A 17,047-nucleotide genomic window follows, 5' to 3' on the forward strand; every position below is an offset into this window, starting at 1 on the left:
TCACCTGGCCACACCGTCCCGGCGACGTCACGGTACGCCCGGCCGGCCGGCTGCTCACCCGCACGATCCGCTGGGCCATGAGCACCCCCGACGTCTCCTGACGGCGCCCCCGCGGGAACCTGCCGTGCCCCCGCAGGGCACGGCAGGTCCGGTGGTCACCTCGTGCTCCGGGCCCAGGGCACTCCGCGCGTCTGCGCCCACTCCGTCCCCCGTGACCAGAGCCCGGCACCGCCCGCGGAGCCCACTGCGCCGCCCCACGCGCCGGAAGCGGCCCATCCGCCGGGTGCCGCGACGGCGCCGTCACCTGCGGCCGCGACCGGCCGGTGGTCGCGGTCCGTGGACTGCAACCCGACCGTGTAGGTCCGGGTGACCGAACCGTTGGCCGAGGTCACCTCGATGGTGCGGGCGGTCAGCCGGGACCCGGTCGACGAGAGGACCGAACTGCCGTCGGTGACCTTAACCCGTGCCCCGGACCTGGCCGGTACGGCGGAGACGGCCGGGATCCTCGTGCCCTGCGGCCAGTCGACGACGTAGGTGGACACGTCCGGCTCGAACCCGTCGATCGCGACGCCCCCGACGGTGATCGCCTTGGCGTCGGCGACACTCGCCTTCGTGGCGTCCGAGAAGTTCGTCACCGTGACCGACCCGTCGGCGTCCACGGCCACGTGCGCCGCCATCGCCGCCGCCAGGTTGATCCGCTGCCAGCTCGCCTCGCCGTCCGCGGTGAGGTCGAGCGGGTACCCGGAGTCCGTCGCGGTCTGCTCCAGGACCTGGGTGCGCTGTGCGGTGGTGAGGTCCGGGAAGGCCGTGATCAGCAGCGCCGCCGCGTCGGACGGCGTCCTGAGAGCCTGCCCGACCTTGCCCACCTGCGAGAACCCGTAGGTCAGGCGCCGGGTGTACAGGTCGATGTCCTGCGTCGTGCTCAGGCCGTCGTACGGGTCGCCCGCGCAGGCCGTGAGCGTCTCGCCGTACCCCTCCGTCTCGCACCGCGCGAGCAGCACGTTCTCGATCTCGGTGTGGGCCTGCATCAGCAGGTTCGCGAAGTCGGGGTCCGCCCACCGGTGCGCCACGGTGGCCTGTCCGGTGATGCGGCCGCCCATGACGTCGAGCGGGTAGTGGAACCCGAGGACGATGCGGTTGTTCCCGTACTCCGAGGTCCGCGCGAGGATCGACGGTGCCAGCTCCGGCAGCAGCGTGGCGAGGACGGTCCCCGCCTCGTAGCCGCCGTAGGTGTGGCCGCTCGGATACGAGCCGCTGGTGGCGAGGCTGCTGTACGAACCGTCCTGCGACTCGTAGACGTCGCCGCCGTCGCCGACGAACCCGAGCCGCACGTACGGACGCGGGTAGCCGTAGTGGTTCTTCGCCGCGTCGACTCCGTCGAGGCCCTGCGTGACACGGGAGAACAGAGCGCTGGTCTTGGGCAGTTGGCCGCTGCTGAGAGCCTCGCCGTAGATCTGGCCGAGCCGGGAACCGAGGCCGTCGGCCAGCGTGACCGTGGCGCTGTTCGTGGCGTCGACCTCGGCCCGGTCCACCTCCTTCTGTGTTGCCGCGTTGTTGATGCGCACGGCGATCCTGTCGTTCTCGGCGGTGAGCGCGGTGCCGTGGGGCACCTTGGAGTGTCATCAGGGAAGGGTGCCGACTCGTATGCCGGGTCGGAGGTGTCCACCGGGGTGATCGTGGTGGTGTCGGCCGAGGTACCGGCCGGCGTGACCGCGGTGACGGTGGCCGTGTGTGCCTTCGCCCTGCCCGTGGTGGTGAGCAGCGCCGTGTCCGCCGTGGCGGGAAGGTGCGCGGTGGTTCCGTCGTTCAGGGTCACGGTGTATCCGATGACCGGGAATCCGCCGTCGCCGGCCGCCCGCCAGGTCACCCGGACCTGCTTGCCGTCGGTGAGCACACCCGTCACGGCCGGCGTCTGCGGCTTGCCGCCGTCGGTCACCACGGGCGCCGTGGCGGCGCTCGGGCGCGAGACGCCGAACCTGTTCACCGCCGCGACGCGCGCCGTGTACGACCTGCCGGACCGCAGCCGGGTGAACGTCGTGCTCCGGCTGTCCCGGTCGTCGACCTCGACCCGGTGGCCGTCGTCGAGGGTGATCCGGTAGCCGGTGACCGGGGAGCCGCCGTCGTCCTCGGGAGCGGACCAGGCGACCGTCACACTGGTGCCGGACGACGTCGCCGACACCGCGCCGGGCACGGCAGGCGCCGTCCTGGGCTTCGTGGTCAGCGCGGACAGGGCGTGGTGGAGGGCGTCGTACCCTGCGGTGAGGGTGCCGTCCGTGGCCGTGTCGTCCGCGACGGCGGTCTTCGCCGCGGTGAGTGCCTCGGTGAACGCCTTCCACGACGCGTCCGTGTAACGGGAGTTGTCCAGGGCCGACGCGGTCGCGACCAGGTCCTCCAGCTTCAGCCTCGGCAGCGGGATCAGCTGCCCCGCGGCCAGGGTGAGGCTGCGGGTATGCGTGTCGACTTCGAGCTGGGTCGCGTCGTCGGCGTCCACCAGGGCGCGCGCCGCGGCGAGTTCGCGCAGGTACACCCCGAAGTCGACGGTGTCGTAGCGCTCCGCGTCGCCGGAGAGCCCCTCGTACTGGTCGATCGCCTTCCGCAGGGCGGACTTGTCGGTGACGGCGGGCGTGTCGACGTGGTCGAAGGTGATCCGGCCCAGGTTCGCGACGTACGGATGCGAGGAGTCGGGGGTCGTCGTCAGCCGCAGATGGACGGCGTGCGTGCCGGTGATCGCCTTCGGCAGGGCCAGGCTCGTCGTCCCTCCTGACGACCACGCGGCGCCCGTGACCGGCAGCGGTACGGTCGCGTACGGCGTCCCGGGGTCGGCCGCGTCGAAGGAGTCCAGGTACAGCTGGACGGCTGAACCGGTGCCGCAGCGGGCCGAGTTGTTGACGTAGGTGATCGTGACGGTGCTCTTCGGGGAGTTGCCGAAGTCGATGTCCCCGTAGTCGAGCCAGGCGCCGTGGTAGGTGCCGCCGAGGTCGGTGGCGGAACCCGCGCCGGTCCAGCCGACCGGCTCGCTCTTGAGCCCGCCGCCGCTGTTCGAGCGGAACGCGGTGGCGTCGAAGCCCACGGGGGCGTCGGCGGTCTTCGTCAGCGTCAGCGAGTAGACGTTGCCCACGTAGGGCTGGGCGGAGGTCTGCGTGCTGGAGATGAAGTCGGCGTACACGTCCTGGACGCCGGTGAAGACGCTCGGGTCGAGCTGCACGGTCTTGGTGGCGACGGTTCCCCAGCCCGATCCGGTGTAGTCGAGGGGGATGTCGACCTTCTTCGCGCCGTCCTTCGAGCCGAGGTGCAGTTCGATGTGCGAGTCCGACGCCGCCCGTGACTGGGGCTTGTCGTAGCTGACGCTGACGGTGTCGGCGCCGTCCTGGAGGTTCGTGTCCTTCCACTCAGCCCACGCGCCGTTCGTCACGTTCTCGAAGATGCCGTTGCCGAGGTCGAGCGGGAGCGAACCGCCGCCGGTCGTGGTGCTGTTCACCGCGGTCAGCGTGGCGAGTGTGGTCGAGGGGGACGAGGAGACCTCGTTCGGCGAGAACTGGTACCGGTCGAAGTTCGACACCCACTGCTGCCCGGACGGGGCATGGAACACGAACGTCGCGCTCTTCGCACCGAGCAGGGCGTCCGGGTCGGTGACGGCCGCCTGCACCGTGGTGTAGTACTGCCAGCCGCCGGTCCCGGGGAGCGAGACGGTCGCGACAACCGGGCCGTCGGCGGCGCCGGCGTGGATGTCGACGCTGCTCGGCTTCGCGTTCGCCGCCTGCGAGTTGGCGTAGCGGACCGAGACGCTGCGCGGGGCGATCCCGCCGAAGTCCAGCTTGGCGAACCGTTCCCACGCGCCCTCGGTGACCCCGCCGAGGTCGCCGTCCGAGTAGTACGCCTCGCTCACGAGGCTGGGGCCCTCCTTCTCGTCGGGGGACTCGGCCTGCAGGACGGCGTAGCCGCCCTCGTCGATGGTGAGCGCGTCGATCGCGGTCTCCAGCGCGTCGTGCGCGGCCATGATCGTGCCGGTCGCGGAGGCGGTGTCCGCGAGGACGGTCCGCGCGCGTTCGAGCGCCGAGCGGAACAGACTCCAGGAGCCGTCGGAGTAGTTGCCGCTACGCACCAGCGACGCCTGGTCGACGAGTGCGCCGAGGGCCTTGCGGTGCACCGCGGCGGCGGAGACGACGAGCGGATCGGTCACGGATATCCCGGTGCCGCTCACCGTCGAGGCCGGCACGCCATGGCCGAAGGCCGCGTCGCGGAACGTGATGCCGAGGCGTGCGTCGACCTTCGTGGTGCCGCTGAGCGACAGCGTCGCCGTGCGCGAGCCGCTGACCCGGAGGTCCGCCGTGACGCCGTCCGGCAGGCCGGTCACGCTCGCCGCGCCGGTCCTGGTGAGGCTGGTGCCCTTGCGGGCGGCGAAGGAGGCCGGCCCGGACAGCGTGAGCTTGATGCCGCCGTCGACGGTGCCGTCCGCCGCCGTGTCGACCGTGCCCGGGCGGGCGGAGACGACGGTGCCGCCCTTGCCCGCTCCCGTGCCGCCGTCACCCGTGCCGCCCGAGCCGGCGTCCAGCGAGTACGCGGGCTTCGTGCGTGCGCCCCACTGGGAGGGCTTGGAGCCCATCGTGAAGTCCAGCGTGCCGCCGGAGATGATCTGGGAGTAGTCCAGCCACGTGTTGTCGAACCGCTTGCCGTTGAGGGTCGCGCTCTGCACGTAGTAGTTGCTCGGCGAGACGCCGTCGGCCTTCACCGTGAACGTGGAGCCGTTGGCGTAGGTGATCGTCGTGGAGTCGAAGAACGGGCTGCCGATCTGGAACTGGCTGGAACCGGCGGTCACCGGGAACAGGCCGAGGGCGGCGCCGACGAACATGGTCGACATGGTCCCGGCGTCGTTGTCCATGGTCGGCAGGAAGCCGTTCGGGGAGAGCTTGTAGACCTGGGTCCTGACCGGCGGCGTGAACTGACCGCCGGAGCTGGGGGCTTCGTTCGTGGAGCCGGTCGCGATGTAGCGGTTCCACGTCGTGCCGGTGTAGATGGCCCGCACCCACTTCTGCGTCAGGCTCGGCTCACCGACGTAGTTGAAGAGATAGGGGGCCTGGAGGTCGATCTCGTTCGCGTTGGAGTGCAGCATGGTCGAGCCGTCGTCGGCGTCGGAGTCCTCGCCGAACATGTGCTCCACCGCTGCCCTGCCGGCCTTGTCACCGCCCATGGCCTTGATGAGTCCGCCCATGTCGTACGCGTCGTACCAGTGGTACTGCCAGAGCGTGCCCTGGTAGAGGCCGGCCGCCTCGAACTTCTCGTAGTCGGCGCTCTGCCAGTCGCCGCCCGTGGCCCGCGGGGTGAGCAGACCGACCTCGGTGCCGTCGGCCGCCTTCCAGGCACCGGACTTCACGAGGTTGTCGATCGCCATGGTCGACTGGGTGCGCAGCTTCCTCGCGTCCGCGTCCTTGCCGAGCGCGTCGGCGATGACGGACAGCGCCCACTGGTCGTAGCCGCGCTGCACGGTCGTACCGGGATCACCCGAGACGTATCCCTGCCGCAGCTGCGCGCCCGTGTAGTAGCCGGTGTACGACAGCAGCGCCGGGTACGCCTCGTCGAGCCGGTCGAAGTTCTTGTAACCCTTCGACAGCGCGTCGGCGACCACCACGGCCGAGCGCTCCCAGCGCACCGTCGGCACCGAGTGGGTGAGGCTGCCGAGGCTCTTGCCCGAGCTGTGCGCGTCGGCGAAGAGCTCGACGAGCGACTGCACCAGGTCCCGGTAGGTGGCCGGGTCGATATAGGCCTCGACCGAGTACTTGCGGAAGTCGTCCCAGGTGGACCAGCCGTCGTAGTAGGTGAAGCCGTTCGTCTTGTGCACGGCTCCGTCGACGCCGCGGTACGTTCCGCTGGTGCTGGTGGCGTTCACCGGCAGCGCGTACATGCGGTACAGGTGCGTGTAGAACTCCTTGGTGAGCGTCGACCCGGGGTCGGACGTCGCGGAGGCCTTCACGGCGACTGCGCCGAGGGTGGTGTTCCAGTCCGCCGTCGTCTGGGCGCGCGCCTGGTCGAAGGTGAGGTGGCCCACCTCGTTCGCCTGGTCGGTCGCGGCCTGTTCGGCGCTGATCGGCGACAGCGTGACGCGCAGTTCGACGTCGTTCCCGGCGGACTTGTCGAAGCCGAGGACGGCGCCCGTGTCGGACCCGTCCTGCGTGGTCGCGTCGCTCAGCCTGCCGTCGTTGCCCCAGCTCTTGAGGGAGGTCACGGGGACGTTGGTGGTGGCGTCGTAGTACAGCTTGTACGAGGCGCCGTTGAACGACCCGGCGATGAGCCCGGTGATCGACGTGGTCCCGTCCGGGAGCGTCGTCGCCTTCATCGTCGCGCGGGTGCGGCTGGTGAAGTTGTTCGCGAGGTCCAGGACGAGTTCGGGGTTCGACCCGGCGGGGAAGCTGTAGCGTTCGAGCGCCGTGCGCGTCGTCGCGGTCATCTCGGCCTTGATGGTGCCGGGGTCCTGCGTCACCGACGAGCCGGTTCCGGAGATCGCCCCGAGACCCGCCTGGTAGTAACCGGGCGTCGCGGTCTCGTCGTCGTGGCCGTACGTGTGCGCATACGTGCTCGGGGCGGGACGTCTGTCGTACCGCACGGAGGTCGGCACGACGAGCAGGTCGCCGCCGCCTCCCGAACCGCCGACGCCGTCGAGGTTCGTCGCGGTGAACCCGGCGATGTGGTCCTCGTCGTAGTCGTATCCGGTGTGGTTGCGGTTCGGCGTGGTCAGCGGGTTGACCTTGGCCAGGCTGTGCGGCGCCTCGGCTCCCGGCAGGTCGTTGCCGTCGTCACCGGCGGTCGACACGAACGGGTCGACGAGCTTCGTGTAGTCAGTGCCGCCGGATGTGCCCGCGGACCCCGCGGACTTGGTCACGGCCGGCGTCGCCGCGGCCGTGCCGCCGTCCACCAGCGCGGCGAGGCCGAGCGTCCCGGCGAGGAGTACGGCGATCGTCGCGCGCAGCCGCCGGCGAGGTCGGCGGGCGGTTCTCGAAGGCAGCATGCGGGGCAAGCGGGCATCGGGTCTGACAGGCACGGAACCTCTCCAACGTCGCGATACACGGCACGGTCCGGCCGGTCGGGGACAACGTTGTCAGCCCGGACGACACCCGGAGCGTGCGGACTCGGGGCGAGAAGGCCGTGGACGCACGGGATCGCACCCGCCGCGTGCACGACCGCCCGCCATCAGACACGGGGAAAGCATGCAACGGGCGAACAGGACTCGTACAGGAGATGCGCACGCGCGCCGCCCCACGAAGGCGGCCTCGCACCGGGTTTGCCACCGGGCGCGCGGGACGGACATCGTGACGTGTTCTCCGGGGTAGCGGCGAAACGGGGTAGCGGGGAAGCGGGCCCGCTGTTCTGTCGCCAGGGGGACGGGGGAGGGGCACCGCCGGTCGGCCACGCTGCGGGCCGGCGACGAGACGAGCTTCGACTCCGCTCCCGCGAACGCCCCCGCAGGCCGACCGTGTTCGAGTCCGTCGGCCACAGGAACCGCAACGCCGTCGGACAGCCTCCGCACGACGGCATGGGCCAGTCGGCCCGCTGCCGGCGGACTCACCCGCGGTGGCACTCCGCGACCGTCACCCGACCGGACCGCAGGGACGACCGTCGCTGCGCAGGGCTGCCCAACGTGTGCGCGAGCGTGAGGAGATCGTCGTCCGACACCACCCGCAGCCCGTACTCCGCCAGCAGCGCGGCCATTTGCGCCGGCCGCCACAGCGAGCGCCACGGCTCGCCCGACGTCATGGAACTGCGGAGCACGCGTGCCAGCAGCCGGCCGACGGCCGCCCTGGCCGACGGCGCCTGGTAGTTGACGACGAGCACGCTGCCCGGGGCCGACCGCGCGGCGAGCGCGGCGACCGTCGCCCGGACCTCGTCGCGCGTGAGGTACGGCACGACGCCCTCCCACAGCCATGTCGTCGGGGCGGACGGGTCGTGCCCGGCCGCGTCCAGCACCGCACCGAGATCGTCGACGGCGAAATCGACCGGCGCGAACCGTACGGAACGGGCGACGGCCGGCAACTCCGAGGCGGCGGCAAGGCGGGCGCGCTTGTCCTGCTGGGAGGCCGGATGGTCGACCTCCCACACATCGGTCCGCGCAAGCTCGGGCAGCCGCCACGCGCGGGTGTCCAGACCGGCGCCGAGAATCACGAGCCGGCCCGTCGGACGGGCGCGCAGAGCCTCGTCGATCGCGACCGTCCGCGGCGCGACCACCTCGGCACACGCCCGCACACCCTCGTACGCCACGCGTGCCTGCCAGCCCTCCGGCACCTTGCCCGCGCGCACCTCGTCCACGGGCACGCGCTCCGCGGCGCGCAGCAGCCGTACCGCCACCGGATCCGCGAACCGGCCCGCGGCGATCCTCCCGTCCGCCGCCGCCCGCCCCTGACAGACCAGGACCGCCGTTCGGCTAGCCGCACGCCCGCTCTCGCTCATGGAGCCGTATTCAACACCACCCCCACTGCGCCCCTCACCTGGCGTCCGACGGCGGCGGACGACGAAGTCTCCGCCCGGCGGGCCGAGTGCGAGCCAGCGGCGCCCCGTGCCCGGCGATCCCGTCGTCGCCCGGTGATCCCGTCGTCCGGCGATCCCGTCGTCCGGCGACGTCTCGGCGCCGGCCGGCCGGCCCGCCCACCGCGTCTCGTCCGCGCCGGGCGGCCGCGCCGTCCGTACGCCCCTCGCCTCGCACGATCTCGTTACCGATCCGTTTCGCGAGGTTAATTTCCGCGTCCGAAGGGTTGGCTGGAAGTCGTCTCCTGGTTATCGTTCACGAACTTCACTCAATCGTTCCGGTGAACGAATAGCGAGAGAGACGGTCGGTCCATGTCCGACATCCACCTGCCGAGGCGCCGCTCGGTGCTCGCCGCGGGCGTGGCCGGCGCGGCCTCGCTCGGCGCGTCCTGGCTGCTCACCGGGTGTACGGGGGCAGCCGCCGCCCCCGACCTGACGGCTGCCGCCCTGAAGGGTGCCCCCGACGCCGGCGGCACCCTGCGCATCGCCCGGCCCCCGGCCTCCGACGCCGAGACCCTCGATCCCGCCAGCTCCCTGTCGGCGTACGAGTACCTCGGCGCCCTCTACAACCGGCTGGTCCGCGTCGGCGCGGACGGCGAACTCGCCCCCGACCTCGCCGAGTCATGGGAGTCCGACAGCAAGGCCCGTACCTGGACCTTCCGGCTGCGCAAGGGCGTCACCTTCCACGACGGACGTGCCTTCACCTCCGCCGACGCCGCCTACACGCTGCGCCACATCCTCGCCAAGGCGACCGCCTCACCCCAGGCCGCCGTCCTCGCCCCGCTCGTCGACCCGGGCACGCTGCGCACCCCCGACGCCCACACCCTCGTCGTCCCCCTGAAGACTCCGAACGCCGAGTTCCCGAGTCTGCTGACGCACTACAACTGCTATGTCGTCCCGGACGGCAGCGCCAAGGGCATCGGCCGCACCGGCATCGGCACCGGCCCCTTCAAGCTGGAGTCGTTCACCCCGGCGGGCCCCGGCCGGGTCACCGCGAACAAGGACCACTGGGCCGGCCGCCCGGTCCTCGACACGATCTCCTTCTACTCGGTCGCCGACATGTCCGCCCGCTCCAACGCCCTGCTCGCCGGCCAGGTGGACCTGCTGTCCCAGACCAACCTCGACTTCGCCACCGCCCGGGTGGTCGCCGCCTCCGACCGGGCCACCATCGCCCGGGTGAAGGACGCGCAGTGGTACGTGCTGCCGATGCTCACCACCGAGAAGCCCTTCACCGACGTACGGGTCCGGCAGGCGATGAAGCTCGCCTACGACCCTGAGCACGTCGTGAAGGTCGCGCTCCAGGGCGCGGGCAGTGCCGGCTGGGACAACCCCGTACCGCCCACCGACCCCGCCCACATCGCCGCGCACCCCGCGCACGACCCCGAGCAGGCCCGCCACCTTCTCAAGCAGGCCGGGCACGAGGGCCTGGCCGTCGACCTCTACACCTCCTCCTACGACCCGCTGTTCACGCCGATGGCCCTCGCCTACCAGGACTCCGCCAAACGGGCCGGCATCCGGGTCCGGGTCAGGACGGCCGCCGCGGATTCCTACTACACGCAGATCTGGATGAAGAAGCCGCTGATGGCCACCTACTGGTTCACCGGGCGGCCCGTCGACCAGCTCTTCACCCAGATCTTCCGCAGCGGCTCCTCCTACAACGAGACCGCCTGGTCCGACAAGGAGTTCGACACCGTCCTGGACCGGGCCCGCGCCGAGACCGACGACACCGAGCGCCGTGCACTGTACGGCGAGGCGCAGCGGCTGGTCATCGAGCGGGGCGGGGCGATGACCCCGATGTTCGCCGACCGGCTGGTCGGCATCTCCCGCAAGGTCCGCGGCTACGCCGAGCACGGTTTCGAGTTCGACTACCTCAACATCGGCGTGAAGGGAGCCTGAGCATGCTGTCGTTCACCCTGCGCCGGCTGGCCTCGGCCGTCGGCACGCTGTTCCTCTCCTCGGTCCTCGTCTTCCTCGCCGTACAGGCGCTGCCGGGCGACGTGGCCACCCAGATCCTCGGCAAGGACGCCACCCCGGACGCCGTCGCCGCCCTCCGCGACCAGCTCGGCCTCGACCGGCCCGCCTGGGAGCGCTACCTCGACTGGGTCGGGGGCGCCCTGCACGGCGACTTCGGTACCTCCCTCGTCTCCGGCAAGGGCGTCGGCGGCGAAGTCGCCCAGTACCTCGGCAACTCCGCGCTCATCGCCCTCGTCACCATCCTGTTCGCGGTGACCGGCTCCCTCGTCCTGGGCGTCCTCGCCGGCCTGTACCGGGACCGCTGGCCCGACCACCTCATCTCCACCGTCAGCCTGGTCGGCATGAGCGTCCCCGAGTTCGTGGTCGCCACCGTGCTGGTGCTGTGCTTCTCCGTCGCGCTGCCCTGGTTCCCCGCGGTCGTCCTCTACGGCCCCGAGGCGAGCGTCGGCCAGCTCCTGCCCGCCGTGTGGCTGCCCGCGCTCGCGCTCGCCGTCGTCATGGCCGCCTACATCGTGCGGATGGCCCGTACCTCGGTCATCGACGTGCTGGCCGGCGAGTACGTCACCACCGCCCGCCTCAAGGGCCTGTCCACCTGGCGGGTCGTCACCCGGCACGCCCTGCCCAGCGCCCTGCTGCCCACCCTGCACGTGATCGCCCTCAACGTCGCCTGGCTCGCGGGCGGGGTCGCCGTCGTCGAGAACGTCTTCAACTACCCCGGCATCGGAAAGCTGATGCTCTCCTCCGTACAGAACCGCGATCTGCCCGTCATCCAGGCCATCGCCCTCGTCAGCGCCGTGATCTACGTCGTCTGCAACCTCGCCGCGGACCTCGGCGCCATGGCCCTCAACCCCAGGCTCCGCACCCGAGGGAGGACCCGATGACCGCGCTCGACACCACCCCGGCCGCCCCGGCCACCGCTCCGGCGGCCCCGCACGCCGCCGCCCGCGCCTGGCGAAGCCTGCGCTCCTCCCGCACCGCCCTGGTGGGCCTGGCCGTCGTCGCCGTGCACATCCTGGTCGCGCTGCTCGCCCCGCTCCTCACCTCCTACGACCCGATCGCCAACGACGCCTCGCACGCCCTGCTCGGCTCGAGCTGGGAGCACTGGGCGGGCACCGACCAGTACGGCCGCGACGTCCTCGCCAGGGTGCTGTACGGCGGCCGGTACGCGCTCGGCGTCTCCGTCGCCGCCACCCTGATCACCGTCGCCCTCGGCACCGTGATCGGCTGCGCGGCCGCCCTGCGCGGCGGCTGGTTCGACGACCTGCTCGGCCGGGTCCTCGACGCGATCCTGTCCGTGCCGTCGATCCTCGCCCTGCTCGTCGTCGTCACCGCGCTCGGCACCGGGCCCGCGGTGATCGTCCTCGCCATCGCCGTCGTCTACGTCCCGCAGGTCGTCCGCGTGGTGCGTGGCGCCGCGCTGGCCGTCGTCCCCATGGACTACGTCACCGCCGCCCGCGCCCGCGGCGAGAGCACCTGGGCGATCCTGCGCCGCGAGGTCCTGCCGAACATCACCGACGTGGTCTGCGTGGAGTTCGCGATGCGCGCGTCCTGGGTGGTGCTGCTGATCTCCTCGCTGTCCTTCCTCGGCTTCGGCGCCGACCCGCCGACCCCCGACTGGGGCTTGATGGTCGCCGAGAACCGCACCGCCATCACCGTCGTCCCGATGGCGAGCCTCGCGCCGATCTTCGCCCTGGCCACCCTCGTGGTCGGGCTCAACCTCGCGGCCGACGGCCTGTCCAAGGCGTGGGGCGTGGACCGGATCAGGGAGGGTTCCTGATGACCTCTGTCGTCTCCATCGACCCCGTCACCTCTGTCGTCTCCGTCGACTCCCTCTCCGTCGCCTACCGTTCGGGCGGCCGCGACGTCCCGGTCGTGCACGAGGTGTCCCTGGAGGTGGCGCCGGGCCGGACGCTCGCCCTCGTCGGCGAGTCCGGCAGCGGCAAGTCCACGATCGCCGCCACCCTCCTCGGCCATCTGCGGCACGGCTCCCGGATCACCGGCGGCAGCGTCCACGTCGACGGACAGGACGTGTTCGCGCTGCCCGCACCGCGGTTGCGGCGGCTGCGCGGCGGGACCGTCGCCATGGTCGCCCAGAACGCCGGGCAGGCGCTGACCCCGACCATGCGGATCGGGCGGCAGATCGAGGAGGCCGGTGGCCACATACCGGTCGTCGAACTCCTCGAACAGGTCCGGCTGCCCCGCCCCGCCGAACTCGCCCGCCGCTACCCGCACGAGCTGTCCGGCGGCCAGCAGCAGCGCGTCGCCATCGCCATGGCCGTCGCCGCCCGCCCCAAGGTCCTGGTCCTCGACGAGCCGACCACCGGCCTGGACGTCATCACCCAGCGCAGCGTCCTGGACCTGATCGCCGCCCTGCGCGACGAACTCGGCCTGGCCGCCGTCCTGGTGAGCCACGACCTCGGCGTCGTCGCCCACCTGGCCGACGACATGTGCGTCCTCAAGACCGGCCGGGTGGTGGAGTCGGCGGCCACCCGGCGGCTGTTCGCCGCGCCCCAGGACCCGTACACGAAGAAGCTGCTGGCGAGCGTGCCACGGCTGGACGACGCCGGTCTCGCGGTCGTGGACGAGGCGGGGGAACGGACGGTCCGCGCCAAGTCCGTGGTCCCGGACGGCGCACCGGTCGCGGTCGCCGCGAGCGACGTCACCATCGACTACGGCAGCACCCGCGCCGTGCACGGGGTCTCCTTCGACGTCCGCCGCGGCGAGGTCCTCGCCCTCGTCGGCGAGTCGGGCAGCGGCAAGTCCACGCTGGCCTGGACCCTGGCGGGCCTGCGCACCCCGTCCGGCGGCACCATGACGCACGAGGCCGGGGACCTGGCCCGCCCGGCGCCCCGGCGGCCGCTGTCGCTGCGACGCAGGGTCCAGCTGGTCTTCCAGAACGCGGACACCTCCCTGAACCCCCGCCGCTCCGTCGGTGACGCCGTGCGCCGCCCGCTGCGGTTCTTCGGCACCTCGACCGGCCGCACCGAGACCGCCGAACAGGCCCGCCGGCTCATCGCCGACGTACGCCTGGACCCGGCCCTCGCCGACCGGCTGCCCGCCCAGCTCTCCGGCGGACAGCGCCAGCGCATCGGCATCGCACGGGCGCTGGCCGGAGAACCGGACGTCCTGATCGCCGACGAGATCACCACCGCCCTGGACGTCTCCGTCCAGGCCGAGGTGCTGCGCCTCCTGGACGACCTGCGCCGCGAACGCGACCTGGCCTGCCTGTTCATCAGCCACGACCTCGCGGTGGTGCGCGGCATCGCCGACCGCGTCGTCGTCCTGCGGCACGGAGTCGTCGTCGAGGAGGGCCCCACGGAAGCCGTCTTCGACGCGCCCGGCCACCCCTACACCCGCCGGCTGATGGCGGCCGCCCTCGAACCCGACCCCGACGCCCCGCCCCTGACCGGCGACGCCCCGGACTGGGCGGACGCCGCTGCGGCGGACGACATCTGGACGGACCTCGGCGACGGCCACCGCGTCCGCCGCTGGCAGCCCGTCGACGCCCCTGTGGCCGAAGGAGTTTCGTGAAGTACCGCGACCAGTTCGAGCGCCAGGTCGTCCGCGAGGACGTCTGGATCCCCACCAGGGACGGCGCCACCCGGCTGCACGCGCGCATCTGGCGGCCCGCCGACGCCGGGTCCGACCCCGTGCCCGCGCTGCTCGAATACCTCCCGTACCGCAAGAGCGACTGGACCGCGCCCCGCGACGCCCAGCGCCACCCCTGGTACGCCGGACACGGCTACGCCTCCGTACGCGTCGACATCCGAGGCCACGGCGACAGCGAGGGCACCCCCGGGGACGAGTACGACGCCCAGGAACTCGCGGACGGCGTCGACGTCGTCAACTGGCTCGCCGCACAGCCCTGGTGCACCGGCAAGGTCGGCATGTTCGGCATCTCCTGGGGCGGCTTCAACGCCCTCCAGATAGCGGCCCTCGCCCCCGAGCCGCTCAAGGCGGTCGTCACCGTCTGCTCCACCGACGACCGCTACGACAACGACGTCCACTACACCGGCGGCGCCGTCCTCGGCATCGACATGCTCGCCTGGGCCGGCACCATGCTCGCCTTCGCCTCCCGCCCCCCGGACCCGGCGAGCGTCGGCACCGACCGCTGGCTGCCCATGTGGCGCGAACGCCTCGACACCCTCCAGCCCTTCCTGCACACCTGGCTCGACCACCAGGAGCGCGACGCCTACTGGCAGCACGGCAGCGTCTGCGAGGACTACACCGCCATCGACGCCGCCGTCCTCGCGGTCGGCGGCTGGCACGACCCCTACCGCGACACCGTGCTGCGCCTCGTCGAGCACCTCCCGGCCGACCGGGTGCGCGGCCTGATCGGACCCTGGTCCCACCAGTACCCCGACCGCGGGCTGCCGCCCGGCCCGGCGATCGGCTTCCTCCAGGAGACCCTGCGCTGGTGGGACCAGCACCTCAAGAACACCGACACCGGGGTGCTGCGCGAACCGCTGCTGCGCGCCTGGATCAACGACCCGGTCCCGCCCGCCACTTCGTACGACACGATGCCGGGCCGCTGGGTGGGGGAGCCCGACTGGCCCTCCCCGCGGGTGACATGGAGCGAGCGCGCCCTCGCTCCCGGCTCCCGCACCCCGGTCCTGGTCCGTTCCCCGCTCCACACCGGCCTGGACGCCGGCCGGTTCTTCCCCTTCGGCAACGCGAGCGACCTGCCGCCCGACCAGCGCGAGGAGGACGGCCGTTCGGTGTGCTTCGACTCCGAACCTCTCGCCGAGCGCGTCGAGATCCTCGGCCGGCCGCGCGTCCGGCTCCGCCTGGACAGCACCACCCCGCGCGCCCATGTGATCGTCCGGCTGTGCGACGTGGCTCCCGACGGCTCCTCGACGCTGGTCACCCGCGGGGTGCTCAACCTGCTGAGCAGGCACGGCCGCGACAAGGCGGTCGAGTGGACCCCGGGGACGTACGAGGACGTCGAGGTCGAACTCACCGGCGTCGGCTACGCCTTCCCGCCCGGCCACCGGGTCCGGGTCGCCGTCTCCGACGCGTACTGGCCGTGGGTGTGGCCGCACGGTGAGCGCGGCGAGCTGCGGGTCGTACCCGCCGACAGCGCCGTGCTCCTGCCCGTGCGGGCGGGCGTCGAGGAACCGCCGATCGTCTTCGAGGAGCCGGAACAGGCGCCACCGCTGCCGGTCACCTACGACCGGCCCACCGAGCCGCGGCCCGAACGACTCGTCACGCACGACGTGGCGGCGGGGGAGTGGACCCTGGAGGTCGACCCCAACTACGGGGGATCACGGACGTATCCCGACGGGCTCCGCTACGAGGAGAGCGCGCGCGAGACGTACCGTGTCCGCGGCGACGACCCGCTGTCGGCGAGCGCCGTGTCCCAGTGGCGGATCCGGCTGCGGCGCGACGACTACGACGCTGAGATCATGGCGCGTACGGAGCTGCGCGCCACGGCCGCGGACTTCGTGATGGACAGCCGTATCGAGGCACGGGCGAACGGAGAGACAGTGGCCAAGCGCTCCTGGCACCACACCAGCGCGAGGACGTCGGGATGACCGCCGCCAAGCCGCAGCGCGCCGCGAAGACCCCGCGCCGTGCCGTCGCCGCCGCCGACCGCACCCGCCAGCCCACCGAGGTCCGCCGCCGGCTGATCGTCGAGGCGGCCGTCCCGCTGATCGCGGAGCGCGGCTACGCCTCGGTGGGCGTCCGGGACGTGGCGGCGGCGGCCGGGGTCTCCGTGGGGACGGTCACCTATCACTTCGGCAGCGTCCAGGAGATCCTGTCCGAGGCCATGGTCCTGCACATCGAGCGCTACTACGCGGCGCTCAGCGAGGCCGCCGAGCAGGCCGGCAGCGGTGCCGAGGCGCTGCGGCTGCTCGTCGACGCGCTCTTCACCGAGGACACCGACCGGCACTGGCGGATGTGGTTCGACTACTGGAACGCCGGCGACCCGGACACCGACGAGGCGTTCACCCGTGGCCAGGCCCAGCGCTACACGGCCTGGCACCGGCAGATCCGTGCCCTGGTCGAACGGGGTGTCGCGGACGGGGAGTTCGCAGGCGACGACCTCGACGGGTTCACCGTCCGCTTCGCCGCCCTCGCCGACGGCCTCGCCCTCCAGCGGCTGCGCCAGACGCCGCCGCTCAGCACCCAGGACGCCCGCCGTCACCTGAACCGGCTGGTGGAGACCGAACTCGCCGTCCGCCCGGAGCGCGACTGACGTGCACGGCCGCGTGCGCGGGTTCTGTCGAGGAGGCCTCCGGACGGCAGCCGGGTCGTGCTCCGGACCGTTCCGCGAGGCACCGGTGCGGGACCGGGCGGACCGCGTCCGGGCCCGGCCGGTCCGGCCGGAGGGCGCCCTTCGGGTCGAGCCCGTCGAGGACGACGGCCGGCTGCTCCGCCGCCACGCGACCGTCCACCCCGAGCGCGCGAAGCGGTCGGCCGGCGACGTCCAGCGGCCCGTCGTGAAGCTCGACGGCCGTCCGGGCCCCTGATCCCTACGCGCGGCGACCGCCCCTCCGCCGGCGACGGGAGCGTCCACGGAGGCCGGTGTCCCGGCCGCACCCGTGACTCCCTTGGAACC

Annotated in this window: 8 protein-coding genes and 1 pseudogene; 7 read left to right on the forward strand and 2 right to left on the reverse strand. The window is 72.4% G+C overall.

What is annotated here, in order from left to right; all coding sequences use genetic code 11:
• Nucleotides 1-155 precede the first annotated feature (155 nt).
• Together ACZ5K7_RS32865 and ACZ5K7_RS32870 are read right to left on the reverse strand one after the other, a co-directional pair.
• A pseudogene (locus ACZ5K7_RS32865) lies at nucleotides 156-7,000 on the reverse strand (glycoside hydrolase domain-containing protein).
• Nucleotides 7,001-7,554: 554 nt separating this feature from the next.
• Nucleotides 7,555-8,436, reverse strand: a complete 882-nt coding sequence (locus tag ACZ5K7_RS32870) for a class I SAM-dependent methyltransferase (RefSeq protein WP_468919032.1) — start codon at nucleotides 8,434-8,436, stop codon at nucleotides 7,555-7,557.
• Between the two features lie 387 nt (nucleotides 8,437-8,823).
• Between ACZ5K7_RS32870 and ACZ5K7_RS32875 the strand changes: the two genes are divergently transcribed.
• From ACZ5K7_RS32875 to ACZ5K7_RS32905, 7 genes are all read left to right on the forward strand, one after another.
• Complete coding sequence (locus tag ACZ5K7_RS32875) at nucleotides 8,824-10,407, forward strand: ABC transporter substrate-binding protein (protein ID WP_468919033.1); 1,584 nt, start codon at nucleotides 8,824-8,826, stop codon at nucleotides 10,405-10,407.
• A gap of 2 nt (nucleotides 10,408-10,409) precedes the next feature.
• Nucleotides 10,410-11,366 carry an ABC transporter permease gene (locus ACZ5K7_RS32880; protein WP_468919035.1) on the forward strand — a complete coding sequence of 319 codons (957 nt, stop codon included), beginning with the start codon at nucleotides 10,410-10,412 and terminating at the stop codon, nucleotides 11,364-11,366.
• Nucleotides 11,363-12,262 (forward strand): ABC transporter permease, encoded by a 900-nt coding sequence (locus ACZ5K7_RS32885; protein ID WP_468919037.1) that lies wholly within the window; start codon nucleotides 11,363-11,365, stop codon nucleotides 12,260-12,262. Before ACZ5K7_RS32880 ends, ACZ5K7_RS32885 begins: the two co-directional genes overlap by 4 nt.
• Nucleotides 12,262-14,016 (forward strand): dipeptide ABC transporter ATP-binding protein, encoded by a 1,755-nt coding sequence (locus ACZ5K7_RS32890; RefSeq protein WP_468919038.1) that lies wholly within the window; start codon nucleotides 12,262-12,264, stop codon nucleotides 14,014-14,016. Before ACZ5K7_RS32885 ends, ACZ5K7_RS32890 begins: the two co-directional genes overlap by 1 nt.
• The gene (locus ACZ5K7_RS32895; RefSeq protein WP_468919040.1) at nucleotides 14,013-16,019 is read left to right on the forward strand and encodes a CocE/NonD family hydrolase; all 2,007 of its coding nucleotides are present in this window, start codon (nucleotides 14,013-14,015) and stop codon (nucleotides 16,017-16,019) included. Before ACZ5K7_RS32890 ends, ACZ5K7_RS32895 begins: the two co-directional genes overlap by 4 nt.
• The gene (locus ACZ5K7_RS32900) at nucleotides 16,016-16,684 is read left to right on the forward strand and encodes a TetR/AcrR family transcriptional regulator (RefSeq protein WP_468919041.1); all 669 of its coding nucleotides are present in this window, start codon (nucleotides 16,016-16,018) and stop codon (nucleotides 16,682-16,684) included. The genes ACZ5K7_RS32895 and ACZ5K7_RS32900 overlap by 4 nt, the downstream gene beginning before the upstream one ends.
• A gap of 85 nt (nucleotides 16,685-16,769) precedes the next feature.
• The gene (locus ACZ5K7_RS32905; RefSeq protein ID WP_468919043.1) at nucleotides 16,770-16,958 is read left to right on the forward strand and encodes a hypothetical protein; all 189 of its coding nucleotides are present in this window, start codon (nucleotides 16,770-16,772) and stop codon (nucleotides 16,956-16,958) included.
• The last annotated feature ends 89 nt before the right edge of the window (nucleotides 16,959-17,047 follow it).

It is taken from the genome of Streptomyces sp. NPDC031497, from assembly GCF_055580905.1.